The organism is Pseudomonas sp. O39, from assembly GCF_045447295.1.
GTDB classification, from domain to species: Bacteria; Pseudomonadota; Gammaproteobacteria; order Pseudomonadales; family Pseudomonadaceae; genus Aquipseudomonas; species Aquipseudomonas antarctica_A.
This window is the reverse complement of the sequence record NZ_JBJGXV010000002.1, coordinates 12607-38707: the sequence shown is the minus strand read 5'-3', so window position 1 is coordinate 38707 and position 26101 is coordinate 12607. Positions and strand designations below refer to the sequence as shown.

The following is a 26101-nucleotide window of genomic DNA, read 5'->3' as shown; positions in this document are numbered from 1 at the left end:
ATTTTATGCGTCGCGCCTTGCTCTTCGCTTTTGCGCTGTTCGCCTTGCCCGCCGTGCAAGCAGCAGACCTTCACCCGTTCTCCGCCAGCTACACCGCCGACTGGAAACAGTTGCCCATGAGTGGTTCGGCCGAACGCAGCCTGACCAAGAATGACAACGGCTCGTGGACCTTGAATTTCAAGGCGTCCATGATGATTGCCAGCCTTACCGAGACCAGCGTGATCAGTTTGGACAAGGACACCCTGCAACCGAAGAGCTACACCTTCGAGCGCGGCGGTCTGGGCAAGGCGAAAAAAATCAACCTGGATTTCGACCACGCGACCAACAAGGTCACCGGCTTCGAAAACAAGGACCCGGTCAACGTCACCCTCGAAAGTGGCATGCTCGACAAGTCGACCTACCAGCTTGCCCTGCAGCGTGACGTGGCCGCCGGCAAGAAAAGCATGAGCTACCGCGTAGTCGAGGGCACCGACGTCGACACCTACGACTTCCGCGTAATCGGCCCTGAAAAGGTCCAGACCAAAGCCGGCGCCATTGACGCGATCAAGGTTGAGCGCGTGCGCGACCCGTCGCAGAGCAAGCGCATCACCCAGATGTGGTTTGCCAAGGACTGGGGCGGCATCCTGGTTGCCCTGCGTCAGGTAGAAACCGACGGTAAGGAATACAACATCATGCTGCTGGACGGCACCGTTGACGGCAAGGCTGTCAAAGGTAGCTGATAGGCTGATGAGCTGGAAAAGAGCCTCGCTGAATGCGGGGCTTTTTTTCGTCTGCAGGTTTTGTGCTGGACGCTCTACCGCTATCGCAGGCAAGCCAGCGCCCACATTGGAATGAATTTCAACGGTGGGAACTGGCTTGCCTGCGATGACGTCAGCACGGCCGACCTAAGCTTGAAAGCCATCTGAAACATGAAACTTTTGTCATAAAACTCAGCACCCTGCGACGCAATGCCGCGGTTTACGCGGCCTGCGGGAATATTGCGTTTCCTGCAAAGAATTGTTGCGCGCAAAATCAGTTTACTTAGCAAGCTAACAAAACATATAAAAGAGGCCTGCGACGACTTGCCGCAGATCAACCAGAGATTGGAGCAAGCAGATGACTGTAAAAGTAACTGAACGCGACGATGCACACATGTCTCATGAAGCACTGGGCCATGGGATTCACATCTGGGATGTACATCAACAAGACCAACTGGTCGGCATGTTCCACGACGAGAGCGAAGCCCACAATTATAAAAACGAGCTCGAAACTCTTGAGATGAAACGCCAGGCACAAAGCTCCTGAAACTCTGATATCGCGTAGACGCCCGGCCCCACGCAGCCGGGCCGCCTACACAGAAAACCCGCCCACCTGGCGGGTTTCTTGCGTTTCATAAGCAGCGACTTCCCCTGCGCCTCAGCGCTCGTACAAAAGCAGACACATCCTACAAAGCACCAGCGCGTTTACTACAGGCCATTCCAAACCCCCAGAACTCGCCTGTTCTAGACGCCTCCAGGCCATCTCACCGCGCCTGACTGATCACCTTACTCACGCGCAAACCCCGCCTTCCACCTTGCTTGAATAAACGTTTGTGCAAAAAGCGTAACAACAAATAGACATTTGGTAATAGTTCTCGATACCATTCGCGCGCCTTTCACCCAGGACCGCGGATAAGGAATTCGACTTGATGCATGGACACAACAGCACGCCGGAAAAATCACTGCTTGAGCGCTGGAGTGAAGCACTGGCCACGCCGCAATTCCTGGCCAATCACCTCACCCTTGATTCCCTGATCAACACGCTGGCGCCCGCCGCCGAACGCAGTTTCCAACGCTTGATCCAGGCACTGTTTCGTGAAGGCCTGCTGGCCCCCAACACTCGCAGCTATGACGAACTCGGCCACTGCTGGCTGGCACTGCCTGACCAAACCCACCTGCGCTTCGATTACCTGAGGCCCGGCCGCATGGGCAGCTGGGACCTGCGTGGCCAGGTCACACTGCTACGTAACGACCAGACCGAGCAGAAAATTCAATTCCCGTCGCAATTACTGACGCTGCTTAACAACAGCCTCGAATCATCGGCCGATCTGAACGTCTTGAGCCGTCTCAACAGCGAAATCGATGACAGCTTTGTCAACGACACGCTGTGCCTCGCCTTTCACGAGCAGTGGACACTCAAGCTGCACGCAGCAATGGACCCGGCACATCAGAACAATCTGCTGAGCCACCTCAAGAATGATGCGAGCGTCACCAACGCTACGTCCGTGCTTGAACAATGGGGCACGCTGGGCCACCCATGGCACCCCAACTACAAGACCAAGTTGGGCTTGGCTACCGACCAGGTCATCGATTTCTCACCGGAGTTCGAAGCACGCTTCCCGGTATTCCTTTGCGCGCTCCACCGCCAATACGCGCATGTCGAAGTATTGGCCGATAGCGCAGATTACTGGCAGTTTTGGCAGCAGCATTTTCCACAGGCTGCCAGGCAATTGACCGTAGCGCTTGCAGCGCAGGGGCTTGAGGCGGCTGACTATCTGCCGCTGCCTGCTCACCCTTGGCAGGCACGCCAGGAGCTACCGCAACTGTTCGCCAACGAAATCGGTGACAAGCTGCTGGTGCTGACCGATATCGTCGCGTTTACCGCCCACCCGACCATGTCGTTCAGGACCGTGCTGCCTGAAGGCAGCTGCGACGCGCCGATGGTCAAACTCCCGGTCTCACTGCGCCTGACCAGTGTGCAACGAACTGTTTCACCACGCTCGGCGCGCATGGGCCCGCGGATCAGCCATTTGCTGCTGACGATCCTTGAGCGCGAGCCCGCAATTCAGCGAATTCTCAGCATCGTCCCCGAGCGGATCGGCGTGCATTTCAAACCCCAACCGGCCAATGATGAGCACTCCCGCCACCTGGCCGTTCTCTACCGCGACAACCCGCAGAGCCTGCTCCAACCGGGCGAAATGGCCGTGCCGGTAGGCAGCCTGTTTGCCATCGACCAGCACGGCCAGCCGCTGCTGAGGCAATGGGTACGCCTGAGTAAAGGCCTGGACGACGCCGATGCCATGCTCGCGTTCTTTCGCGACTATGCCGCGATCGCCGTACCGGCACTGTTGGGCATGTACCTGCGCTATGGCGTTGCCTTCGAGGCCCACCAGCAGAACTCGTTCATGGTCATGGCCGCAGACGGCCAATTGAGCCGCCTGTTGTTGCGTGACTTCGGTGATATTCGAATCGACCGCAAGACCTTGCACGCCCATGGTTTGGATATCGAACTGCACGACCCCAAGATGACGCTGTACGACGACGCGGGCTTTGTACGTGACAAGCTGCTGCACACCGTATTCATGTGCCACCTGGGCGAACTGGTATTGCTCAGTGCCCGCCACTTCGATATCCCCCAGGCGTTGCTGTGGAATGAACTGTCGGCCCACGTCAGCCAGTGTTTCGACGACGTGCGCAGCCAGGTCGAACCACAGCGTTGGGCAACCGAGCGCGAAGCCCTGCTGGAACAGGACTGGCCGGCCAAGTCGTTCATGCGCATGCGCCTGCTGGAAAGCCATGCCGATATCGTCGGGCGGCTGCCCAACCCGTTGAGTGCCGCCGCCAATGGCAGCTAACCACACCGCCCTGCGGCTGCTGGTGGTGATTCAGCTGGTGTCGATGGGGGCCATGGAAATGAGCGGCCCCTTCTGGCCCTTGCAGATCCAGAAGCTGCTCGGCGTGGCCAATGCCCAATACACCGGCCTGCTGTCTTCGCTGGTGTATGCCGGGCCGATGATGGCAGCGATGATCCTGACGCCAATGTGGGGGCGCCTGGGTGACCGTACCGGCCACAAGCCGATGATCATTCGGGCGCTGCTGGCGTTGGCGGCGTGCCAGGCGCTGGCCGCTATCACCTTCGATCCGTGGCTGCTGGTGGCGATCAGAGTGGCGCAAGGCGCGCTGGCCGGCTTTATCGCAGCGGCCCAAGCCTACGCACTGGCCTGCTGCGGTGATGGTGGGCGCGGGCACATTCTGGCGCGACTGCAATCGGCAACCGCGGTGGGGTCACTGGCTGGGCCGGTGTTGGGCGGCTGGCTGATGGATGTCTCGGGCTTCGCACTGCTGTGCTACAGCGCCACCGCCGTCTGCCTGGCCTGTGCGGTGATCAGCGTGTTCCTGCCCAGTGATGCACCGCGCTCGCGGCCAGCGCGCACGTCCACACCCGCCGCACTGCCCAAAGGCTGGCTCGGCGCAATGCTGGGGATCATCGTATTGATTCAGGCTGCCAAGATGATGCCTCAGCCGTTTTACGCCTTGTACGTCGCCGATATTTTACAGGCGCCCGCCTGGTTGATCGGCGCCAGCTATGCCGCCAGCGCACTCACGCTGGCACTGTCCGCCCCGCTTTGGGGGCGGCTGTTTGACCGACATCAACCTGCACACACACTGCGCATTATCGAATGGGTCACGTGGTCCTGCGCCTTGACGCTTGCCTTCACAGCGATGGCCAACGAATGGCTGGGCTTCCTCGCCAGCCGGTTGCTGTGGGGCGTGTGGCAAGGAGCCCTGCTGCCCGTCGCCTACACGTTGATCGCCAATACCGTTGCGCCCAGCCAGCAGGGTTTTGCCTTGGGCATGGGCAATAGCGCCGCCAAAGCCGGCGCGCTGTGCGGCGCCTTGATGGGCGGCATTGGCATGGGAATGGTGGGCTTGGCGCACAGCTTTTGGCTGGTCGCGCTCACTTATGCCTTGGCTGCCCTGGGTATCCGCGCCATCCGTTCGTTCACCCGAACACCCGATTCATCCGGTTTTTCTGTCAATACTTCTAATAACTGAAAGGCAAGGTCATGAACAAATTGCAACTGGCAGCCCTGCTGCCCCTGCTCGGATCTATGAGCGGCCCAGCCTGGGCCGATCAAGTTGAAGAAACCCAAGCAGCGCCTACCAACCTGCAATTACAGGCAACGGTGGTTTCGGCCACACGCAATGAAACCAGTATCGCGGCGATTCCAGGCTCTGTGCAGGTCATCAGCGAAGACCAGATCCGCCAGCAGACAGGTGCAGGACGCCGGGTTGCGGATATCCTCGGGCAATTGGTGCCGGGCATTGCGCCCTCCAGTGGTGGCATGAGCAACTTCGGCCAGACGCTTCGCGGGCGCAATACGCTGATCCTGATCGATGGCGTGTCCCAGAACGCCACACGCGACAACTTCCGCCAGCTCAACAGCGTGGCACCGGAAAGCATCGAACGCATTGAAGTGATTTCCGGCGCCAGCAGTGTCTACGGCGCAGGTGCGTCAGGCGGCATCATCAACATCATCACCAAGCGCAACAAAGGTGAAGACCTCGCCTTCAGCAGCAAAATCGGCATGACCGCCGGCAACAACCTCAGCCACAAAGGTTTCTCCTACGAAACATTCCAGAGCGCAACGGGCCGTCAGGGCCCTGTGGACTGGTATCTTTCCGGCAACTACGTACAACGCAACGATCAGTTCGACGGCAACGGAAAACGCATTCCCCAGGACACGTCCCAGGGCAGCAACATGGACACCGACACCTACGACCTGCAAGGTCGCTTCGGCTACGAGCTGGATGACGACAAGAAGATCAGCCTGTCACTGCAAGACTACAAAGACGAACAAGACACCCGTTACACCAAGGACCCACGCAACACCAATACCGCCGTCGCGGTGAAAGGCCTGGACCTGGATGACCAACCTTTCACCCACAACCAGGCGGTCAACCTTAACTATGCCGACAAAGATTTCTACGGCCAGGGCTTGCAGGTCGAAAGTTACTGGCGGCGTGCCGACGCGCTGTTCTTCCCGGACCTGTCGCGTGGCCGCGCCGGGGTATCCGACAACAACAGCGTGCAGGATGTCTACGGCCTGCGCGCGGCGATCGATACGCAAATGCCGGACATCGGCCCGGCCACCGGCAATCTGGTCTGGGGGGCGGACTATGACCATGAAACCTCACGCCAGCGCGGCGACCAATACCGCGTCAACGGCCTGAACTACACCAAGACCGGCACCACGTTCGAATTGGGCCCGGACATCGCAACCACCACCAAAGCCATCTTTGGGCAACTGTCCTACGACATCGATGACTGGACCTTGCGTGGTGGCGTACGCCGCGAGTGGATCGAAAGCGAGGTTTCCGACAGCATCGCTTACGGCGAAATCGTCCAGACCGGCAATCGCGCGATACTGCCGGGTGGCACGCTCAAATACGACGACACTCTCTATAACCTCGGTGCGGTGTATCACCTGAGCGAAAACCAAGACGTGTTCGTCAACTTCAGCCAGGGCTTTTCCCTGCCGGATATCCAGCGTTTCCTGCGTGACGTGAACAGCAAGTACGACATTCAAAACCTGAATGCCCAAGCGCTGAAGGTCGACAGCTACGAGCTGGGCTGGCGCGGCAATTGGGACAAGTGGCTGGCCAGCGTCACGGCGTATGAAAACACCTCGGATGTCACCCAGTTCTATGACGCCAATGACCGTGTACTGCGCCTGATCAATCAGAAAGAGCGTGTGCGCGGCGTTGAAACCAGCCTGACGTACAACTTCACCGATCAATGGTCGGTAGGGGGTACTTACGCTTACGCCAAAGGCGAGACCCAGCAGAACGGTAAATGGATCGACCTGCCTGCCACACGCATCTCTCCCTCAAAGACCACCGCCTTTATCGGCTACGACCGTGGTGACTACAGCCTGCGCCTGCAAGGTATGCGCCTGGCCGACTATGACGCCGCGTTCAAAGACAACAACGGCCGCGACATCAAAGGCTACACGCTGGCCGACCTATTGGGTTCGGTGAGGTTGCCGGTAGGTCGCCTCGAAGGTGCGGTGTACAACCTCACTAACCGCAACTACCAGAACATGTTCGCCCAGGCCAACGCGCGTGCACCGTACCCGAATGCCGAAGGTCGTACCTTCACCCTGAGTTACGCAGTGGACTGGTGAGCGGCTGACGCTACTGGTTAAAACACAAACCCCGCCTTTTGAGCGGGGTTTGTGTTTTCTGGCAGGGGCAAGCCCTTCACCACGGGGATGTTTTTTACAGCCTTACCACATCAGATCATCCGGGATCTGGTAGGCGGCGTACGGATCATCCTCATCCGGCACCTGGCTTTCGGTGAGGATGTTGAGCTGCACGATGCGCTCGGGTGCACGCTCCTGGATCTTCAACGCCGCCTCGCGCGGGATGACCTCATAACCGCCGCCGTGGTGCACGATCGCCAGGGAGCCGTTGCTGAGCTTGTTGCGCATCAACGTGTTGACCGACAGGCGCTTGACCTTCTTGTCGTCCACGAAGTTGTAGTAGTCCTCGGTGGTCAACTTGGGCAGGCGCGAGGTCTCGATCAGTTGCTTGACCTGGGCAGTGCGGGCCTTGGCTTCGGCTTTTTCCTGCTGCTGACGGTTCAGTTCCTGGTCACGCTTGACCTTCTCGGCCTGTGCCTCAGCGGCCAGGCGTGCCTGGGTGTCATCCACCTCGGCCTGGCCTTTGTGGACCAGGCGCTGCTGCTTCTGTTTCTCTTTGCCGACCTGCTTGGCCTGCTTTTGGTTGACCAGACCTGCTTTAAGCAACTGGTCGCGAAGGGAAATGCTCATGGTGCTTACTCACTTAGGCCACTGCTCAACCGCAGCTGGACAGATTCTTTTCCTGACGTTTGGCTTCGCCCCACAGGGCGTCCAACGCTTCGAGGGTGCAATCTTCTATGGATTGGTGCGTGTCGCGCAATGCCTGTTCGATAAATCGGAAACGTCGTTCGAACTTGGCATTGGCGCCACGCAGCGCAGTTTCCGGGTCAACCTTGAGGTGACGTGCCAGGTTGACTGCAGCAAACAGCAAGTCACCGACCTCATCGGCAATCGCCACCGAATCGTTATCAGCCGTGGCTTCGAGCACTTCATCCAGCTCTTCGCGCACGTTGTCCACCACCGGCAACGCGGCAGGCCAGTCGAAACCGACCTGGCTGGCGCGCTTTTGCAATTTGGCAGCACGGGACAATGCAGGTAAGGCCGCAGGCACATCGTCCAGCAGGGAAAGTTGCTCCGGCGCGTCGGATTTCTCCGCACGCTCCTCGGCCTTGATCTGCTCCCAGCGCGCCTTGACCTGCTCTTCGCTCAACTGCGGGATATCCAGCGGCGCATACAGATCCCCGGTGGGGAACACATGAGGGTGGCGGCGGATGAGCTTGCGGGTAATGCTGTCGATCACCCCGGCAAATTCAAAGCGCCCGTCTTCCCGCGCCAGTTGGCTGTAATACACCACCTGAAACAACAGGTCACCCAACTCGCCTTGCAGGTGATCAAAGTCGCCACGCTCGATGGCGTCGGCGACTTCATAGGCTTCTTCCAAGGTGTGCGGAACGATGGTCGCGTAGGTTTGCTTGATGTCCCACGGGCACCCGTATTTGGGGTCGCGCAGACGGTTCATCAGGTGCAGCAGGTCTTCAAGTGAATACATCAGTCAATCTCTGCCCATTGTCTGGAACCGCTGAAGATCTAATGTGGGAGCTGGCTTGCCTGCGATAGCCTCGACTCGGTCTATCAGACAGACCGAGTCGCCTGCATCGCGGGCAAGCCCGGCTCCCACAGAAAGCAGTCCACAGATATTTTCAGACCGCATCAAGGTGTGCGATTACGCCGCGTCTCGATGATGTTCGGCAACTGGGAAATCCGCCCCAGCAACCGCCCCAACGCATCCAGCCCCGGGATCTCGATCGTCAGGGACATCAACGCCGTGTTGTCCTCTTTGTTCGAGCGGGTGTTGACCGCCAGCACGTTGATCCGCTCGTTGAGCAGCACTTGCGACACATCACGCAGCAACCCGGAACGGTCGTAGGCGCGAATGATGATGTCCACCGGGTAGGTGAGCACCGGCACCGGGCCCCAGCTGACCTGGATGATCCGCTCCGGCTCGCGCCCGCCCAGTTGCAGCACCGAGGCGCAATCCTGGCGGTGAATGCTCACGCCACGGCCCTGGGTGATGTAACCGACGATGGCGTCGCCCGGCAACGGCTGGCAACAACCAGCCATTTGTGTCATCAGGTTGCCCACGCCCTGGATCTGGATGTCGCCGCGCTTGCCCGGTTTGTAGCCGGTGGCTTTGCGGGGAATCAGTTCCAGTTGCTCGCTGCCGCGCTCCGGCTCGACCAACTGCTGGGCCAGGTTGACCAACTGCGACAGACGCAGGTCGCCGGCACCAAGTGCCGCGAACATGTCCTCGGCGATCTTCATGTTGGCCTTTTCGGCCAACTTGTCGAAGTCCACCTGCGGCAGGCCCAGACGCGCCAGTTCCCGTTCGAGCAAGGTTTTACCGGCCGCGACGTTCTGGTCGCGCGCCTGCAATTTGAACCAGTGCACGATTTTTGCCCGGGCCCGCGACGTGGTGATGTAACCCAGGTTCGGGTTCAGCCAGTCGCGGCTCGGTGTGCCGTGCTTGCTGGTGATGATCTCGACCTGTTCACCGGTCTGCAGGCTGTAGTTGAGCGGCACGATGCGCCCATTGATCTTGGCGCCCCGGCAGTTGTGGCCGATTTCGGTGTGTACGCGGTAGGCGAAGTCCAGCGGCGTAGCGCCCTTGGGCAAGTCGATGGCGTGGCCGTCGGGGGTGAAGATATAGACCCGGTCCGGCTCGATATCCACCCGCAGCTGTTCGGCCAGGCCGCCGATGTCGCCGAGTTCTTCGTGCCACTCCAGCACTTGGCGCAGCCAGGAGATTTTCTCTTCGTACTGGTTGGACCCGGCCTTGACGTCGGTGCCCTTGTAACGCCAGTGCGCGCAAACCCCCAGCTCGGCCTCCTCGTGCATGGCGTGTGTGCGGATCTGCACTTCCAGCACCTTGCCCTCGGGACCGATCACTGCGGTGTGCAACGAGCGATAGCCGTTTTCCTTGGGGTTGGCGATGTAGTCGTCAAACTCCTTGGGAATGTGCCGCCACAACGTGTGGACGATACCCAGCGCGGTGTAGCAATCGCGCATTTCCGGCACCAGTACGCGTACCGCGCGCACGTCATAGATCTGGCTGAACGCCAGGCCCTTGCGCTGCATTTTGCGCCAAATGGAGTAGATGTGTTTGGCACGGCCGCTGATGTCGGCGTCGACGCCGGTGGCTTGCAACTCGGAACGCAACTGGCCCATCACGTCGGTAATGAAGCGCTCACGGTCGAGCCGCCGCTCGTGCAGCAGCGTGGCAATCTGTTTGTATTGATCGGGTTCGAGGTAGCGGAAGGACAAGTCCTCCAGCTCCCACTTGATATGGCCGATACCCAGACGGTGCGCCAGCGGCGCGTAGATGTCGAACACCTCGCGGGCCACGCGGTTGCGCTTTTCGTCATCGGCAGTCTTCACCGCACGGATCGCGCAGGTGCGTTCGGCCAGCTTGATCAGCGCGACACGCACGTCGTCGACCATCGCCACCAGCATTTTGCGCAGGTTCTCGACCTGGCCCTGGGTGCCCAGCACCAGGGACTGACGCGGGCTGAGGCTGGCGCTGATGGCAGCCATGCGCAGCACGCCGTCGATCAACTTGGCGACCACGGTGCCGAAACGCTGGCTGACCAGCGGCAACGCAATATGCCCTTCACGTACGCCGCGATAAAGCACGGCGGCGATCAGCGAATCCTGGTCCAGCTTGAGATCGGCGAGGATTTCGGCGATTTCCAACCCGGTGCGAAAGCTTGACGTGCCCTCCGCCCACAGGTTCTTGGCGGCATTGTCTTGCTGTTCAGACTCACGAGCGAACTCGCAGGCCGCTTTCAAGGCTTCACGGTCCAGTGCCGGGTCGACACTGACGGCATGATCCAGCCATGCCTCGAGATTGATACTGCCGTCGGTGTTGATCGGCTGGTGTGCTCTCACCTGTACCATCTTGCTTACCTTCCCTACGACGCACCTTTAATGCGCCAAAAATCATCGCTGACCTGCTGCGCAACCCTAGTTTTGCAACCCTAGGCTACGTACAACTCCCTGACAGGTCACGGCCCAGGAGACTACAGGCCAGTCGGATTAAACGGGCATCCTAGCCCGCTTCAAATAACGCCATGGCCTCGACATGAGCTGTCTGTGGAAACATGTCGAGGATCCCGGCACGTTTTAGCCGGTAGCCTTGCTTGACCAACTCAACCGTGTCCCGCGCCAGCGTGGCTGGGTTGCAGGACACATACACCAAGCGTTTGGCTCCCAGCGTGGCGAGCTTGCGCACAACCTCCAGGGCACCATCACGGGGTGGGTCCAAGAGTACCGCAGAAAAGCCCTGCTTGGCCCACTCCGCGTCAGTCAAAGGCTGGGACAAATCGGCCTGAAAAAACTGCACATTATGCAAATTGTTGCTGACGGCATTCTGCGCCGCCCGGTCCACCATGGTCTGCACGCCTTCTACCGCGACCACTTCGCGCACCTGGCGCGCCAGTGGCAAGGCGAAATTGCCCAGGCCACAAAACAGGTCCAGCACCCGATCGTCGGGCTGTGGCGCCAGCCATTCCAGGGCTTGCGCGACCATCGCTTCGTTGATGCCGGCATTGACCTGCACAAAGTCGCCGGGCCGATAGGCCAGCTCCAAGCCCCACTGCGCCAACCGATAACCGAGGGCCGTATCCGCCTCGACCGGTTCCGGCTGGCCTTCGCCATGCAGCCATAATTGGGCTTCATGGAAAGCGCAAAATTCTTTCAACACCAGCAGGTCCGCCTCGGACAGCGGCGCCATGTGCCGCAGCAGCACAGCAATGGAGGAGCCACTGAACAACTCCACATGCCCCAACGCCTGTGGTTTGCTCAGGCGGCGCAACATATTCGGCAAACGCTGCATGATCGGTTGCAAGGCCTGTACCAGCACCGGGCAATCGTCGATGGCGACGATGTCCTGGCTGGCCACGGCGCGAAAACCCACTTCGAGTTTTTTCGCCTTGGCATCCCAACGCACCGCGACGCGGGCGCGGCGGCGGTAGCCGAATTCCGGCCCACTCAAAGGGGCAGCCCACTCTTGCGGTTCGACACCGGCCACGCGGGACAGTTGCTCGGCGAGCATGCGCTGTTTCAGGGCGAGTTGTTCGTCGTGGGGCAAGTGCTGCACGCTGCAACCACCGCAACGGCCAACGTGTGCACACGGCGCAGGCCGGCGCAGTTGACTGGCGGTGAAAACGCGTTCGGTACGGGCCTCGACCACTTTACCGTGGGCGCCCAATACTCGCGCTTCGACTTCTTCGCCAGCCAGCGCGCCATTCACGAACCAGGTACGGCCTTCAAAGAACACAATGCCCCGGCCATCGTTGGCCAGGCGCTCGATGGTCAGGCGTTGCTTCTTGCCCACCGGAATCTGCGGGGCCCGGCTGCCGCCCGTCGGTTGGAAGCGCAGGCCTCTCTCGTGCTTGGCCATCAGTTGGGTTCGTCGAAGATGCCGGTCGACAGGTAACGGTCGCCTCGGTCACAGATGATCGCGACGATCACCGCGTTTTCCACTTCTTTGGACAAGCGCAACATACCGGCCACGGCGCCACCGGAAGACACGCCGCAGAAGATGCCTTCTTCGCGCGCCAGACGGCGGGTAGTGTCTTCGGCTTCACGCTGGGCCATGTCGATGATGCGGTCCACGCGCGTCGCGTTGTAGATCTTCGGCAGGTACTCTTCGGGCCAACGGCGGATGCCTGGGATGGATGCGCCTTCCATCGGTTGCAGGCCGACGATCTGGATCGCCGGGTTCTGCTCCTTGAGGTAGCGCGAGTTGCCCATGATGGTGCCGGTAGTGCCCATGGAGCTGACGAAATGGGTGATGGTGCCCTGGGTCTGGCGCCAGATTTCCGGGCCGGTGGTGGTGTAGTGCGCCTCGGGGTTATCGCCGTTTGCAAACTGGTCCAGCACCACGCCACGGCCTTCGGCGGCCATGCGCTCGGCAAGATCGCGCGCGCCTTCCATGCCTTCTTCCTGAGTGACGAGAATCAGCTGCGCACCATAGGCGGTCATCGCCGCCTTGCGTTCGGCGCTGCCGTTGTCGGGCATGATCAGCACCATCTTGTAACCCTTGATCGCCGCGGCCATGGCCAGGGCGATCCCGGTGTTACCCGAGGTGGCTTCGATCAGGGTGTCACCGGGCTTGATCTGCCCGCGCAGCTCGGCGCGGGCGATCATCGACAGCGCCGGGCGGTCCTTGACGGAACCGGCCGGGTTGTTCCCTTCGAGCTTGAGCAACAGGGTATTGCTGGTTTCACCCGCCATGCGTTGCAAGCGGACCAGGGGCGTGTTGCCGACGCAATCGGCGATTGTAGGGTACTGCAAGGTCATGGCGTATTCGCAATCCAGACTGCGGGGGCGAACATCATACCGGGAAAGGCCGGCGGGCCATATCACGCAAAGTGCGGTGCTTATGGCTTATAGGAATAAGCGAGTGATGTGTTGATCGGGAGGACGCTCTCGCGGGCAAGCCCGCTCTCACATTTGGCCTTCAGTGGTCCCGTGCGGGCGCTGGCTTGCCAGCGACAGCAGCACCTCGGTGAACCTGCTAACCCAACGGTCCATCGCCATGATTTCGCTGAAACACCTCATCCCCCATTGCCGCGATTTGCCCCTCGATCAACGCGTCGAATGGCTTGAGCAAAGGCTCAAAGGATGTCGGCGCTTCCAACACCTGCAATGCCTGCACAATGGCCTCTACCGTCGACAACGCCCCTGGCCCCGGTGCCTTGCGCAGCCGATAGCGCGAAACGCCACCCTCGGCCAAGGTTACCCGGGGCAATGCAGCCAACAATGGATTGAGGTGCAACAATTTGCGCGCCTTGCGCCAGGTGCCGTCGGGCACCACCAACAACAGTGGCGGGTCCTCAGGTGCATACACTTGCAAAGGCTGAGCGTCATCAGCGGGAAACAGCAGGCGCGCCTGATAACCGGGCGGGTTCAACAATGTGGCCAAATCCTCGAATACCTCGCCAACCACCAATTGCGCATTGTTCAGCCCCAACGCCGCCAACCGCGCGGTGTTGAGCGCGTGGTTGACCTCGCTTGGGTGCTGCAACAGCAACACGCGGGTGCGGCTGTCGAGACTGGGGATCAGCGGGCACAGGCAATGGGTGATGGGCCTGAGGCACCGGGAACACTGGGGTCTGGACATGATTTTCAGGCCTGGTTGAGCTGGGCTTTGAGTAGGTCGCGGAAGGTCTGGATCAGCGGTTCGCGGCTACGCCCCCGGCGCATGATCATCGAGAATGGCGCCTGGTAGCCGAAGGTCGCCGGCAGCAGTACACGCAATTCGCCCTTGTCGGCCCAGGCCTGGGCGTAGTGTTCGGGCAGGTAGCCGATATAGGCGCCGGACAGCACCAGAATCAACTGCGCCTCCATACTTTCCACCGTCGCCGCGCTGTGTTTGAAGCCGTGACGCGCCAGTTCGGCCTGGCTCCAGTAGCCACGACCGACCATGCGTTGCTGGGTAATCACTTGTTCGGGGATACGCCGTTCGTTGAATAACGGGTGTCGCGTGCTGCAATACAGCCAATGCTGCTCGCGGTACAGCGGCATGTAGATCAACCCACTCATGCGGTTGGAAAAGGCGCCGATGGCCAAGTCCAGCCGGTTGTCCTGCACGCCCAGTTGCAATTCGTATGGGCTCATCACCGACAAATGCAGGTGCACGGCCGGGTGTTCCAGGCTGTAGGCGCCAATGACTTCGGCGAACGGCAGGGCCTTGTCGCTGACCGTGGAGTCGAGCACGCCGAGCTTGAGTGTGCCGCGCAACTCGCCTTTGAGCGCGGCAGCATATTGCTCAAAGCCTTCGAGCTCGCCGAGCAGACGCAAGGTTTCCTGATGGAACAGCTCGCCCTTGCTGGTGAGGCTGAAACCGCCGCGACCGCGATGGCACAACACCAGCCCTAACGCTGACTCCAGCTGACTCATATAAGTGCTGATGGCCGACGTCGACAGGTTGAGTTCGTGCTGGGCGTTGGCGAACCCCTGGTGCCGCACGACGCTGACGAAAATGCGCAGGAGTTTCAGGTCGGGCAAGGCGTTGGCCATGGGTTCTCCAGATTCAGCTAATGCGCCGCGATCCCACATTTGGACGGCGTTCGTCAGGAAGGATCGGTCAATCCCAGCACAGACTGGGGAGTTTACCTCAGGCATTAGTTTAGAAAAATCTGAACTAAGTATTTGCGCCTGCCGATTCTTCCTGCCCCGGGCTTTTCGCAGAATCGGCCCCTAATAAACAAAACAATGATGAGGCAATCCCGTGGACAAGATTTTCCACCAACCACTGGGCGGCAACGAAATGCCGCGCTTCGCCGGCATCGCCACCATGATGCGACTTCCCCACCTGCAAACGGCCAAAGGCCTGGACGCCGCCTTTGTCGGCGTGCCGCTGGACATCGGCACCTCGCTGCGCGCCGGCACCCGTTTCGGGCCGCGTGAGATCCGTGCCGAATCGGTGATGATCCGCCCCTACAACATGGCCACCGGCGCCGCGCCGTTCGACTCGTTGTCGGTTGCGGACATTGGCGACGTGGCGATCAACACCTTTAACCTGCTCGACGCCGTGCGCATCATCGAGGAAGCCTACGATGAGATTCTTGAGCACAACGTGATCCCGATGACCCTGGGCGGCGACCACACCATCACCCTGCCGATCCTGCGGGCGATCCACAAGAAACACGGCAAGGTCGGGCTGGTGCACATCGATGCCCACGCCGACGTCAACGACCATATGTTCGGCGAGAAAATCGCCCACGGCACCACCTTCCGCCGCGCGGTGGAAGAAGGCTTGCTCGATTGCGACCGTGTGGTGCAGATCGGCCTGCGTGCCCAGGGCTACACCGCCGAAGACTTCAACTGGAGCCGCAAACAGGGCTTTCGCGTGGTCCAGGCTGAAGAATGCTGGCACCACTCTCTCGCGCCGCTGATGGCCGAAGTGCGTGAAAAAGTCGGCGGCGGCCCGGTGTACCTGAGCTTCGACATCGACGGCATCGACCCGGCCTGGGCGCCCGGCACCGGCACCCCGGAAATCGGCGGGCTGACCACCATCCAGGCGATCGAAATCATCCGTGGCTGTCAGGGCCTCGACCTGATTGGTTGCGATCTGGTAGAAGTTTCGCCGCCCTACGACACCACCGGCAACACCTCGCTGCTCGGTGCCAACCTGCTGTACGAGATGCTCTGCGTACTGCCCGGCGTGGCGCATCGTTGATGAGCACGCAAGCCGTGCTGCAAGCCGCGGCCGACCTGGTGTCAGCCTTCGCGCGCAATGACCGCGCCGCCTATTTCGGCGCGTTCACCGCCGATGCCAGTTTTGTGTTCTACACCCTCCCCCAGCCGCTGCTCAGCCGCGATGCCTATCAGGTGTTGTGGGACAGCTGGCGTCGGGACGAGGGGTTTGAGGTGCTGTCCTGCACCTCAAGCAACGCCTTTGTCAGCCTGCAGGGTGACGTGGCGGTATTTATTCATGACGTGGCCACCGAGCTGCGCATGAACGGGGAGCAATTTTTTAGCCAGGAGCGCGAGACCATTGTCTTCACACGGCAAGGGCGACGCACAGAACAACAAGAAGGCCTGTGGCTGGCCTGTCACGAACATTTGTCCGCTATGCCGGAAGGGCTGCCGCCCCCTTAGCCAATGTGATCGGAGCTGATCATGAATAATAAAAACAACGAAAACAGTATTCGCAAAATAGAAACCAACGGGGTCGAACAGATCCCGGACCATGAACGCACCGCCAGCCCCAAGGATCTGTTCCGACTGATCTTCGGCGGTGCCAACACTTTTGCCACCGCCGTGCTGGGCGCGTTCCCAGTGCTGTTTGGCCTGTCGTTCCAGGCCGGCGTCTGGGCGATCGTGCTGGGCGTGCTGGTGGGCGCACTGATCCTGGCGCCCATGGGCCTGTTCGGGCCGATCAACGGCACCAATAACGCGGTGTCTTCCGGTGCGCACTTTGGTGTGCACGGTCGGATTGTAGGCTCGTTTCTGTCGCTGCTGACGGCGATTGCCTTCTTCTCACTGTCGGTGTGGAGTTCGGGCGATGCGCTGGTCGGTGGTGCGAAACGTCTGATCGGCCTGCCGGAAACCGGCCTGACCCTGGGCCTGGCTTACGGCGTGTTCGCCATGCTCGTACTCACCGTGTGCATCTACGGCTTTCGCTTCATGCTGTGGGTTAACCGCATTGCGGTATGGGCGGCGAGCCTGCTGTTCCTGCTGGGGATCTTCGCCTTTGCACCGGCGTTCGACAGCCACTTCGCCGGCACGGTCGCCATGGGCCAGACCGGTTTCTGGGCCGCGTTCATCGGCGCAGCACTGGTAGCCATGAGCAATCCGATTTCCTTCGGCGCGTTCCTCGGTGACTGGTCGCGCTATATCCCGCGTGAAACACCGAAAATGCGCATCATGTTGGCCGTGGTTGCCGCCCAGATCGCCACCTTGATCCCGTTCCTGTTCGGCCTCGCCACCGCGACCATCGTGGCCATCAAGGCGCCGGACTACATCGCGGCCAACAACTACGTCGGCGGGCTGCTGGCCGTCGCGCCTACCTGGTTCTTCCTGCCGGTGTGCCTGATTGCGGTAATCGGCGGCATGTCCACCGGCACCACGTCGCTGTATGGCACGGGGCTGGACATGTCCAGCGTGTTCCCGCGCCTGCTGTCACGGGTCAAGGCCACGTTGCTGATCGGGGTGATGTCGATTGCCTTCATCTTCATCGGACGTTTCGCCGCCAACCTGGTGCAAAGCGTGTCGACCTTTGCCGTGCTGATCATCACCTGCACCACACCGTGGATGGTGATGATGATCATCGGCCTGATCGTGCGCCGAGGCTTTTACTGCCCGGATGACCTGCAGGTGTTTACTCGCGGTGAAACCGGCGGCCGCTACTGGTTCAGCCATGGCTGGAACTGGCGCGGGCTGGGCGCCTGGATCCCGAGCGCACTGGTGGGATTGTGCTTCGTCAACCTGCCGGGGCAGTTTGTCGGGCCATTGGGCAACCTTGCCGATGGCATCGACATCAGCTTGCCGGTGACGCTGGGGCTGGCCTCGGTGGTGTACCTGACCTTGCTTCGCATGTTCCCGGAACCGGCTGCCGTCTACGGCCCAGCCGACCCTCGCAGCAAGCGCATGGATGCGCGCGTTAAACCGGCGCTGCAACAAGCCGCCTGATCGCCCATAAAAACGATAATCGGAGACCCGCCGTCATGGCTTTGGATTTATTCGTCGTACTCATCTACGCCGCCGGCATGCTCGTGCTCGGCTATTACGGCATGCGCCGCGCCAAGACCCACGAAGACTACCTGGTAGCCGGTCGCAACCTGGGCCCGTCGCTGTACATGGGCACCATGGCCGCCACCGTGCTGGGCGGTGCATCCACCGTCGGCACTGTGCGCCTGGGTTATGTGCACGGCATTTCCGGGTTCTGGCTCTGCGCCGCGCTGGGCGCCGGGATCATTGCGCTGAACCTGTTCCTGGCCAAACCGTTGCTGAAGCTGAAGATCTTCACCGTTACCCAAGTCCTGGAAAAACGCTACAACCCCATGGCCCGCCAAGCGAGTGCGGTGATCATGCTGGCCTACGCGCTGATGATTGGCGTGACCTCGATCCTGGCCATCGGCACCGTGCTGCAAGTGCTGTTCGGCCTGCCGTTCTGGGTGTCGGTGCTGTTGGGCGGTGGCGTGGTGGTGGTGTATTCGACCATCGGCGGCATGTGGTCGCTGACCCTGACCGACATTGTGCAGTTCGTGATCAAGACCGTCGGGCTGATGTTTATCCTGCTGCCGATCTGCCTGTACCGCGTCGGCGGCTGGGACCAACTGGTGGCCAAGTTGCCCGCGTCGAATTTCAGCTTCACCGAAATCGGCTGGGACACGATCATCACCTACTTCATGATCTACTTTTTCGGCATCCTGATCGGCCAGGACATCTGGCAGCGGGTGTTCACTGCCCGTGACGAAAAGGTCGCCCAGTACGCAGGCACGTTCGCCGGTTTCTACTGCATTCTTTACGGGCTGGCGTGCGCGTTGATCGGGATGGCGGCGCATGTACTGCTGCCGAACCTGGACAACGTCAACAATGCCTTCGCCGCCATCGTCAAAGCCTCGTTGCCGGATGGCATTCGCGGCCTGGTGATTGCTGCCGCACTGGCCGCGATGATGTCCACTGCCAGCGCCGGCTTGCTTGCAGCATCGACTGTATTGACCGAAGACCTGCTGCCGCGTTTGCGGGGTGGCAAGCAGTCCAGCCTGAATATCAACCGTCTGTTCACGATGTTGACGGGTATTGCCGTGCTGGGTATCGCACTGGTGGTCAATGATGTAATCAGCGCCCTGACCCTGGCCTACAACCTGCTGGTGGGCGGTATGTTGGTCCCGCTGATGGGGGCAATTTTCTGGAAGCGTGCAACAACGTCGGGGGCTATTGCGTCCATGACCTTGGGCTTCGTGACCGCGCTGGTGTTCATGTTCAAGGATGGGCTGGATGCGAGCACGCCGATCTATTACAGCCTGGCGGCCGGGCTGGTGAGTTTTGTGGTGGTGAGTATGTTGTCGCCACGGCCGGACGCATCGGTGGCTCGGGCGGTTTGAGCTATAAAATAACTTAGAGCGGTTTCTTCAGCGGGTGCGACGTCGGATGTCGCACCCGTTTTTTTATTCAACGCTCGACTTTCAGCTATCCCGGCCTTTAAGCGGGCGCTCTTGCGCAGATGAGTTCCTGGACCAAAGAGGCCCATACCAATCCCTGTGTTGTGCCTGCGGCATACGTCGCCCCGGCCACAATTCGATTGTAAGCGGACCCATAAACGATTGAGAGCCCATCTACACTGCCGGGCCTGGCACATTCGATAACTTGCAGGTCGCCCCTTTCGATTGCCCTGCGGTAGGCGTTTGGAAAGTGCCGAGCAACAGCGGCCAGACAAGCCGCCAGTATTGACGCCTTATTCTCCGGTGAAGAATCGGCCGGCACCTGCCCGCCTGAGACCAGAATGAAATCCCCGTCCAAGCGGCAATTCATGACCCCGATTGGCAGATCGTACTGAAGCTTGAGCCCGCGTATGCCGGCACCTTCATCACCCACAGCGCGCAGCTTGAAAAACCAGCCAATGATCGCGACCGCCTCCGGCTCCTCGACGCCCATGGCAGTGACGACGAAGTGTTCTCGGCTCAGATCAGCAATTTGAATCGGGTTCAGGCGCTGGGGCAGGAATTGAACCCCCGAGCGCTGCAAAAGCGCCTCTATTTCATCTTTTAGCGGGACAAATTCCAGATCGTAACCCGATACCTCAATCGCTCGACCGATGCCAGGCATTGCGTAACGTGCCTGAAATTGCAGTTGATTAATCTCTGCAAGTTCACCTCCCGGCTTGCCACTCGGCCAGGGTCTGTTTTCAATATCGCGTTGCTCGCGGATAGCGGCCTCTATACCCGTGGCGTCGTCCCTATAGGCTCGTACAATCCGCGACCGCGCGAATCGTGCCAGGGACGGGTTGTCGGCCAGGAGCTTTTCAAACAATTCAATCCCTGCGCGATTGCACTCGACGGCCAAATACTGATTACCGGGCGTTAGATAATCGTTATTCAGCGGCTTTGCGGTGGTCTCCGTTGCTGACAGATGGCGCATGTTCACCTGCTTATGACTGGCGCCATCGCTCTGCTGATTCCCTCCGAATACCGTGACCTGATAATTGGCCAGGCGAAGCATCACGGCTTGGAGAAGGCCGTTGATACCTCTGCCGATGATCGACACCCGTGGCGCCCCGGCATACACCTGCTGAGAGGGGATCATCAGTGACTGTGCAAGCTTGCGGCTGACCAGGCCACGCAGGGCGATCAGGCTCAGCTGAACCGCGACCGCATAGTCAAGGTCGCGATTGCAGGCTTGCGTGGTTGCTGCCTGTGTAGTCAGTGTCGCCGGCTTGCACCACGTGGAGACACTACAACCGAGTGCTTGTGTGCGAATCCGAAACGCATCCAATGTTGCAGGCCCGTAGTCCAATACGAGCTGGATGTCTTGCGCCGTTGCCAGCGCCTGCAAAGCATCATCGCTAAAGACACCCGGCTTGGCGACACAGACCAGGCGAGCTTGTCTGTGCATGCACTGGATCAGCGCCCGATCAATACGATGAGCGGATTCGTCATTCAGGGATACGCATACGGCGACAGCACAAGCCCCTTGCAGCGCCTCAAGCCAGTCTACGAAAAACGACACTCTGGATTCGGAACTGGCGTTCCCGACAGTGTCCGGCGTTCGACCGAATCGCCCCAACACCTTAATCCGAACATTCGGGTCTCGATCAAGTAACAACTTGACGAGCGCCTTTCCCACATTGCCGTACCCCAGCACACAGACTTCATGGGGTATGGAGCCATCAGACATTGTCAGCCAGTGTGCGATATAGGCAGCAACATGCGGTGCATTGACCCCTGGCGTATTAACTACCCGAATGTTATTGGCGTGGCATAGATCCAACCGCACCTTATCCAAACTCGTCCCTCTGCGGACCAGATAGAGCTCCCCAAAGGGATGGGATGTACGCCATTGGTCAATAACCTCTGCATCGATAGTCTGGTCTGCGACGATGAGCATGGATGGCCGCAGGAGCCCGATCTGTAAGAGCAGAGCTTGCCGGGTTAATGTCGGAGGGAAGAACACTACGTTGCGCGGGGCGTCAGCCTTCCAACCTTTCGACACCGGTGCGATATGTAAAATAATCTCGGTGGTGGCGATGAGCGACGTGGTAACTGGCGGAACGGAAGAGAGCACCATGCTTGTCTCCAACAATTCTGACTTAGCGCCTCGGGCATCTAGATCTTCACAGGTAAAAAATCGCAAAAACCCTGAAGTTTGCTATTCATACTTGGGTACTTTTCAGGAGAGGGTAGAAACGCAAACGATACAAACATTCCCCTGTCGGAGCTCAACCTACGCGTATGCTTAGAACTAAATAAGCCAGCCGATTCTGATAGCCACGCAGTCCAATTCCCACACACAAACGCAATGCCTGACTGACGTGCGAGTATTGGACGACCGTGTAGATCACCCTGGCGATTGAGTTGGCGAGTTTGTTGTCGCGCCGGCCAGCAGTGTCGGTGGCGCAGGCGACTTGGGGGATACGGGATTTAGAGCGATTTCTACAGCGGGCGCGACGCGAGATGTCGCAGCCGTTTTCTGTGCATTGCGCAAAAATACTGTGGGAGCGGTCTCAATCGCGAATGCGGCGCACCAATCAACTTTTTATCGACTGATACAGCGGATTCGCGAGCAAGCCCGCTCCCACACTTAAGCTGAGTCGGCCGAATGCTTAGCGGCGACGCGGACGGCGCTGCTCGTCATCCGTGCGAATTGGCACCGGTTGCAGCGGAGGCTCTATCAAGCCGAGCGCGACGCCAACGTCATGGAGCCAGTTCTGGATTTTCTCTTTCATGGTTGCCCCCTTTGCGGGTAATGCGGGTCGGCGGGAATTCTGTCGCCTTTTCCTACAGTGATAGTAGCCCTAAGTCCTACGTAATGCTTGAACGAAACCACAACGAACTATTACTGAATTGATCCAAATCATCCCGGATCGTTCAAGCAATCGCGCGCGCGTCCTGCAAAAACCCGGCTTTACCTTCCTGTTGCAGGTCAATCCACGCATTGAGGTTAGCGCCGAGCATACCCTTTCGCCACATCAGCCAGGTCGTCGCAGTAGCAAAAGGCCCTGTCAGCGGATGAACGGACACGCTGTCCTTGCCCGGCAAGCTGTCGAGCATGGATTCGGACATCAATGCCACGCCGGAGCCCGCGATCACACAAGCGAGCATACCTTGGTAGGACTCAATCTCGATGGCCCGCCCCATGGCCACGCGCTCGTGGGAAAACCAGGTTTCCAGGCGCGTGCGGTAGGCGCAACTGCGTCGGAAAGTGAACACCGAGCGGCCGGCAACATCCTGCGGCCCGCGCACGGGTGGGTGATCGGCTTCGCAAATGATCACCAGGCGCTCTTCGCACAGCGGCACCCCGTCCAGCGTGGCGATGGTCAGCGGGCCATCCACCAACGCCGCGTCCAAGCGCCCGGTAATCAAGCCCTCCAGCAGTTCACCACTGGGCGCCGACTGCACTTGCAGGTTCACCATCGGATAAGCCTTGTGATAGCGCGCCAGCAACTTTGGCAAATGAATCGCGGCGGTGCTGTACATGCTGCCCAACACAAAATCGCCGGCTGGCTGACCGCCTTGAACGGCGCCATGGGCTTCATCGTGCAACGCGATCAGACGGGTGCTGTAGTCCAACAACACTTTGCCGGCAGGAGAAAGCTGCAGCCGCTGGCGCTCGCGCACAAACAGGTCCACGCCGAGCTGCTCTTCCATTTGCTTGAGCCGCGTCGACAGGTTCGACGGCACACGGTGCAGGCGCTCGGCCGCACGGGTGATGGAGCCCTCTTCCGCCACGGCCTGGAAAATGCGCAATTGACTGAACTCCATACCTTTCTCCAAAACTGAACAAGTTACTCACTATTATTCATTTTTACAGAAAGTCAATCCGCTTTAGCCTGAAGGTCTTCGCTTCCTTGCAGGAAACCTGAACATGTCACCGCTGATTCGCTTACTCGCCAGCTTTATCGCCCTGATGATGGCCATGGGCATTGGCCGTTTCGCCCTTACGCCGCAGATGCCGCATTTGCTCAGCGAGGGGCAGATCGACCTGACCGGCGCCGGGCTGATTGCCGCTGCCAACTACCTGGGCTACTTCGTCGGTGCGGTGGATTCGATTTTTGCCCGCAGCCATCATCATGTCCGCGGGCGTCTCTATGGCGGGCTATGGCTGTGCGTATTGCTGACGCTGGCGTCGTATTGGGCGCATGGGTTCTGGCCCCATCTGCTGCTGCGCTTCGGGACGGGGGTCGCGAGTGCCTGGGCGCTGGTGATGATCACCAGTTTGAGTCAGCCGCTGGCGATTGCCGCCGGGCGCCCACGCCTGGGTGCCTTGGTATTTGCCGGGCCGGGGCTGGGGATTTTACTGACTGGTTTGCTGGCCCTGGGCTCGAACTTGCTGGGGCAAAGCTCTGCCACGCTGTGGCTCGTCTATGGCGTGGTGGCACTGGTCATGCTACTGGCAATTCTGCCGTTCTTGCCTCAGCCGACTACCACGGTTGCTCCCACCTCCAGCACGGGCAGCAACGAAAGCATCGCGCATTTGTGCTGGATTTATTTCCTGTACGGCCTGGGCTACATCATCCCGGCGACCTTTCTGTCGCAGATGGCCAGCGCGCAATTCCAGGGTGCGTGGCAAGCCGATCTGTTCTGGCCGTGCTTCGGCCTCGCTGCCGCAATCGGGGTCGTGGTGGTGAGCTTGCGCCGCCATCACCCACACACCACCCGTCGATGGCTGATGACCACCCTGTGGCTGCAAGCAGCCGGCGTGTTCGCCTGCTTGCTGGGCAATGGCTGGGGCCTGGCGCTGGGAGTATTGCTGTGCGGTACGCCGTTCCTGGCGTGCATGATGCTGGTGATGCAACGCTTGCGGGACGTCGCGCCCCACGGCTACCAGCGCAGCACCGGCTTGCTGACGGCGAGCTTCGCCATCGGTCAATTGAGTGGGCCGTTGCTGGCCTCGGTGAGCAGTCATCTGAGCGGCGGCCTGCAACCGGCGCTGGTGATTGCAGGTGCAGGCCTGTTGGTGGCGGGCGCGGTGTTACTGCGCCCTGCCGCTGCTGTCAGCCAGCAACCATTGGCGCGGGCAGGCGAACCTGCTCTCGCCGCGCCAGGATCAGGAAAAACAGCCCACCCAGGAAGCAACCGGTAAACCAGGCAAAGTTGGCCATGCCCTGCAACGCCGGCGTGAACGTGATCGCAACGCCCACCAGCGTCGCCGCTAGCAGCGCTTTGACCGCCGTCCAGTTCACGCCGCCATCGAAGTAATAGCGCCCGCTCGGGCTGTCATCAAACAGGGCATCCACATCGATTTTCTGTTTTTTGACCCAATAGAAATCCACCAACAGGATTCCAAACAGCGGCCCGATAAAGGCGGCGAGGATATCCAGAGTGTAGTGGATCATCAGCGGGTTATTGAACAGGTTCCACGGGGTGATAAAGATCGAGGCCACCGCCGCGATCATGCCACCGGCACGCCAGCTGATTTTGCTCGGCGCAACGTTGGCAAAGTCAAACGCCGGAGAAACGAAGTTGGCGACGATATTGATGCCGATGGTCGCCGTCACGAAGGCAAAGGCACCGAGTAGCACAGCCATGCTGTTGTCGATGCGCGAAACGGTGGCAATCGGGTCGTGCAGCATTTCGCCAAACACCGGCAAGGTGCCCGAAACGATTACAACCGTCACCAGCGAGAATGCCAGGAAATTCACTGGCAACCCCCAAAAGTTGCCGCGTCGCACGTCCTGCATGCTGCGGCAGTAGCGGCTGAAATCACCGAAATTCAGCGTAGGCCCCGAGAAGTAAGACACCACCAGCGCCGTCGCCACAATGACTTGGCCAAAAGCCTGCCAGCCCGACAGGGATTTTTCCGCAAGGGTAAAGCTGATATTCGCCCAGCCCGCCTTCCACACAATCCAGCCAGCCAGGGCAAACATCACCGCATAGACCACCGGCCCCGCCCAGTCGATAAAGCGGCGGATGGATTCCATGCCGGCCCAGAACACAGCGGCCTGCAACACCCATAAGCTGAGGAAACCAAACCAGCCCAAATAGGACAGACCTGCGAAATGCGGTTCTGCGTACACCGCCATTTGTGGGAAGAAGCGCAGCACCACGATGATCAAGGCACTCGACGCCAAGTACGTTTGAATCCCGTACCACGCCACTGCGATCAGGCCGCGAATCACCGCCGGAATGTTCGCACCGAACACCCCAAAGGCCAGCCGGCAGATGACCGGATACGGCACTGCAGCTTGCTGGCTCGGCTTGGCAACCAGGTTGGCGATCAGTTGCACAATGCAAATACCCGCGAGCAAGGCGATCAACACCTGCCAACTGGCCAGCCCAAGGGCGAACAGGCTGGCGGCGAATACATAGCCGCCGACGCTGTGCACGTCGCTCATCCAAAAGGCGAAAATGTTGTACCAGGTCCACTTTTGCGGCAGTGGGCCCAAATCCTGGTTGTACAGGCGCGGGCTGTAGCCGGTGGGCAATTGTTCGGTCATCGCTGGGCTCCTCGAAATACCGGCCTGCGCTTCCGTAACACGGTGCATACGGA

21 protein-coding genes are annotated in these 26101 nt (G+C 60.0%); 10 read left to right on the top strand and 11 right to left on the bottom strand.

All coding sequences use genetic code 11. From position 1 onward, the window contains the following. Positions 1 to 5 precede the first annotated feature (5 nt). The 5 genes from ACI77D_RS02595 to ACI77D_RS02575 all read left to right on the top strand — a co-directional run bounded on the left by ACI77D_RS02595 (position 6) and on the right by ACI77D_RS02575 (position 6925). Positions 6 to 719, top strand: a complete 714-nt coding sequence (locus tag ACI77D_RS02595) for a DUF3108 domain-containing protein (RefSeq protein WP_064453510.1) — start codon at positions 6 to 8, stop codon at positions 717 to 719. 376 nt (positions 720 to 1095) lie between these two features. Next, the gene (locus ACI77D_RS02590) at positions 1096 to 1284 is read left to right on the top strand and encodes a hypothetical protein (RefSeq protein WP_064453511.1); all 189 of its coding nucleotides are present in this window, start codon (positions 1096 to 1098) and stop codon (positions 1282 to 1284) included. A gap of 382 nt (positions 1285 to 1666) precedes the next feature. Then, positions 1667 to 3592 carry an IucA/IucC family protein gene (locus ACI77D_RS02585; RefSeq protein WP_407016001.1) on the top strand — a complete coding sequence of 642 codons (1926 nt, stop codon included), beginning with the start codon at positions 1667 to 1669 and terminating at the stop codon, positions 3590 to 3592. Beyond that, positions 3582 to 4793, top strand: a complete 1212-nt coding sequence (locus ACI77D_RS02580; protein WP_407016000.1) for an MFS transporter — start codon at positions 3582 to 3584, stop codon at positions 4791 to 4793. Before ACI77D_RS02585 ends, ACI77D_RS02580 begins: the two co-directional genes overlap by 11 nt. 11 nt (positions 4794 to 4804) lie before the next feature. Then, entirely contained in the window at positions 4805 to 6925 is a 2121-nt protein-coding gene (locus ACI77D_RS02575) for a TonB-dependent receptor (protein ID WP_221295356.1), read from the top strand. Positions 6926 to 7027: 102 nt separating this feature from the next. Here the strand turns inward: ACI77D_RS02575 and ACI77D_RS02570 are convergent, their stop codons facing one another. From ACI77D_RS02570 to ACI77D_RS02540, 7 genes are all read right to left on the bottom strand, one after another. After that, the gene (locus tag ACI77D_RS02570) at positions 7028 to 7573 is read right to left on the bottom strand and encodes a DUF2058 domain-containing protein (protein ID WP_064453515.1); all 546 of its coding nucleotides are present in this window, start codon (positions 7571 to 7573) and stop codon (positions 7028 to 7030) included. A gap of 25 nt (positions 7574 to 7598) precedes the next feature. Continuing rightward, positions 7599 to 8432, bottom strand: a complete 834-nt coding sequence (gene mazG, locus ACI77D_RS02565; RefSeq protein ID WP_407015999.1) for a nucleoside triphosphate pyrophosphohydrolase — start codon at positions 8430 to 8432, stop codon at positions 7599 to 7601. A 161-nt stretch (positions 8433 to 8593) separates the two neighbouring features. Beyond that, positions 8594 to 10837 carry a GTP diphosphokinase gene (gene relA, locus ACI77D_RS02560; RefSeq protein ID WP_407015998.1) on the bottom strand — a complete coding sequence of 748 codons (2244 nt, stop codon included), beginning with the start codon at positions 10835 to 10837 and terminating at the stop codon, positions 8594 to 8596. Positions 10838 to 10988: 151 nt separating this feature from the next. Further along, entirely contained in the window at positions 10989 to 12341 is a 1353-nt protein-coding gene (gene rlmD / locus ACI77D_RS02555) for a 23S rRNA (uracil(1939)-C(5))-methyltransferase RlmD (RefSeq protein WP_064453518.1), read from the bottom strand. Further along, positions 12341 to 13243, bottom strand: a complete 903-nt coding sequence (gene cysM, locus ACI77D_RS02550; RefSeq protein WP_064453519.1) for a cysteine synthase CysM — start codon at positions 13241 to 13243, stop codon at positions 12341 to 12343. The genes rlmD and cysM overlap by 1 nt, the downstream gene beginning before the upstream one ends. Before the next feature lie 217 nt (positions 13244 to 13460). Beyond that, complete coding sequence (locus ACI77D_RS02545) at positions 13461 to 14066, bottom strand: tRNA-uridine aminocarboxypropyltransferase (protein ID WP_221295359.1); 606 nt, start codon at positions 14064 to 14066, stop codon at positions 13461 to 13463. Between the two features lie 5 nt (positions 14067 to 14071). Continuing rightward, a complete protein-coding gene (locus ACI77D_RS02540) occupies positions 14072 to 14965 on the bottom strand; it encodes a LysR family transcriptional regulator (protein WP_064453521.1) in 894 nt (297 codons plus the stop codon). 211 nt (positions 14966 to 15176) lie between these two features. On the opposite strand from ACI77D_RS02540, the gene speB reads away from it, so the two are divergent. The 4 genes from speB to ACI77D_RS02520 are packed head-to-tail and all read left to right on the top strand — an operon-like array spanning position 15177 to position 19500. Further along, positions 15177 to 16127 carry an agmatinase gene (speB, locus tag ACI77D_RS02535; RefSeq protein ID WP_064453522.1) on the top strand — a complete coding sequence of 317 codons (951 nt, stop codon included), beginning with the start codon at positions 15177 to 15179 and terminating at the stop codon, positions 16125 to 16127. Further along, positions 16127 to 16549 (top strand): YybH family protein, encoded by a 423-nt coding sequence (locus tag ACI77D_RS02530; RefSeq protein ID WP_407015997.1) that lies wholly within the window; start codon positions 16127 to 16129, stop codon positions 16547 to 16549. Before speB ends, ACI77D_RS02530 begins: the two co-directional genes overlap by 1 nt. A 21-nt stretch (positions 16550 to 16570) precedes the next feature. Continuing rightward, positions 16571 to 18082: a purine-cytosine permease family protein gene (locus tag ACI77D_RS02525; protein WP_407015996.1), complete on the top strand. Its 1512-nt coding sequence runs from the start codon at positions 16571 to 16573 to the stop codon at positions 18080 to 18082. Positions 18083 to 18117: 35 nt separating this feature from the next. After that, the gene (locus ACI77D_RS02520) at positions 18118 to 19500 is read left to right on the top strand and encodes a sodium:solute symporter (protein ID WP_407015995.1); all 1383 of its coding nucleotides are present in this window, start codon (positions 18118 to 18120) and stop codon (positions 19498 to 19500) included. 97 nt (positions 19501 to 19597) lie between these two features. Here the strand turns inward: ACI77D_RS02520 and ACI77D_RS02515 are convergent, their stop codons facing one another. The 3 genes from ACI77D_RS02515 to ptrR all read right to left on the bottom strand — a co-directional run bounded on the left by ACI77D_RS02515 (position 19598) and on the right by ptrR (position 23373). Continuing rightward, complete coding sequence (locus tag ACI77D_RS02515; RefSeq protein WP_407015994.1) at positions 19598 to 21679, bottom strand: FAD-dependent oxidoreductase; 2082 nt, start codon at positions 21677 to 21679, stop codon at positions 19598 to 19600. A gap of 535 nt (positions 21680 to 22214) precedes the next feature. Further along, positions 22215 to 22337: a PA1414 family protein gene (locus ACI77D_RS02510; protein WP_256347311.1), complete on the bottom strand. Its 123-nt coding sequence runs from the start codon at positions 22335 to 22337 to the stop codon at positions 22215 to 22217. A 142-nt stretch (positions 22338 to 22479) separates the two neighbouring features. Continuing rightward, entirely contained in the window at positions 22480 to 23373 is an 894-nt protein-coding gene (gene ptrR, locus ACI77D_RS02505) for a putrescine utilization regulator PtrR (protein WP_064453527.1), read from the bottom strand. Between the two features lie 103 nt (positions 23374 to 23476). On the opposite strand from ptrR, the gene ACI77D_RS02500 reads away from it, so the two are divergent. Next, a complete protein-coding gene (locus tag ACI77D_RS02500; protein ID WP_064453528.1) occupies positions 23477 to 24694 on the top strand; it encodes an MFS transporter in 1218 nt (405 codons plus the stop codon). Here the strand turns inward: ACI77D_RS02500 and ACI77D_RS02495 are convergent. Continuing rightward, on the bottom strand, positions 24606 to 26048 hold the full coding sequence (locus ACI77D_RS02495) for an NCS1 family nucleobase:cation symporter-1 (protein WP_407015993.1): 1443 nt from the start codon (positions 26046 to 26048) through the stop codon (positions 24606 to 24608). The genes ACI77D_RS02500 and ACI77D_RS02495 overlap by 89 nt on opposite strands. Positions 26049 to 26101: the final 53 nt, after the last annotated feature.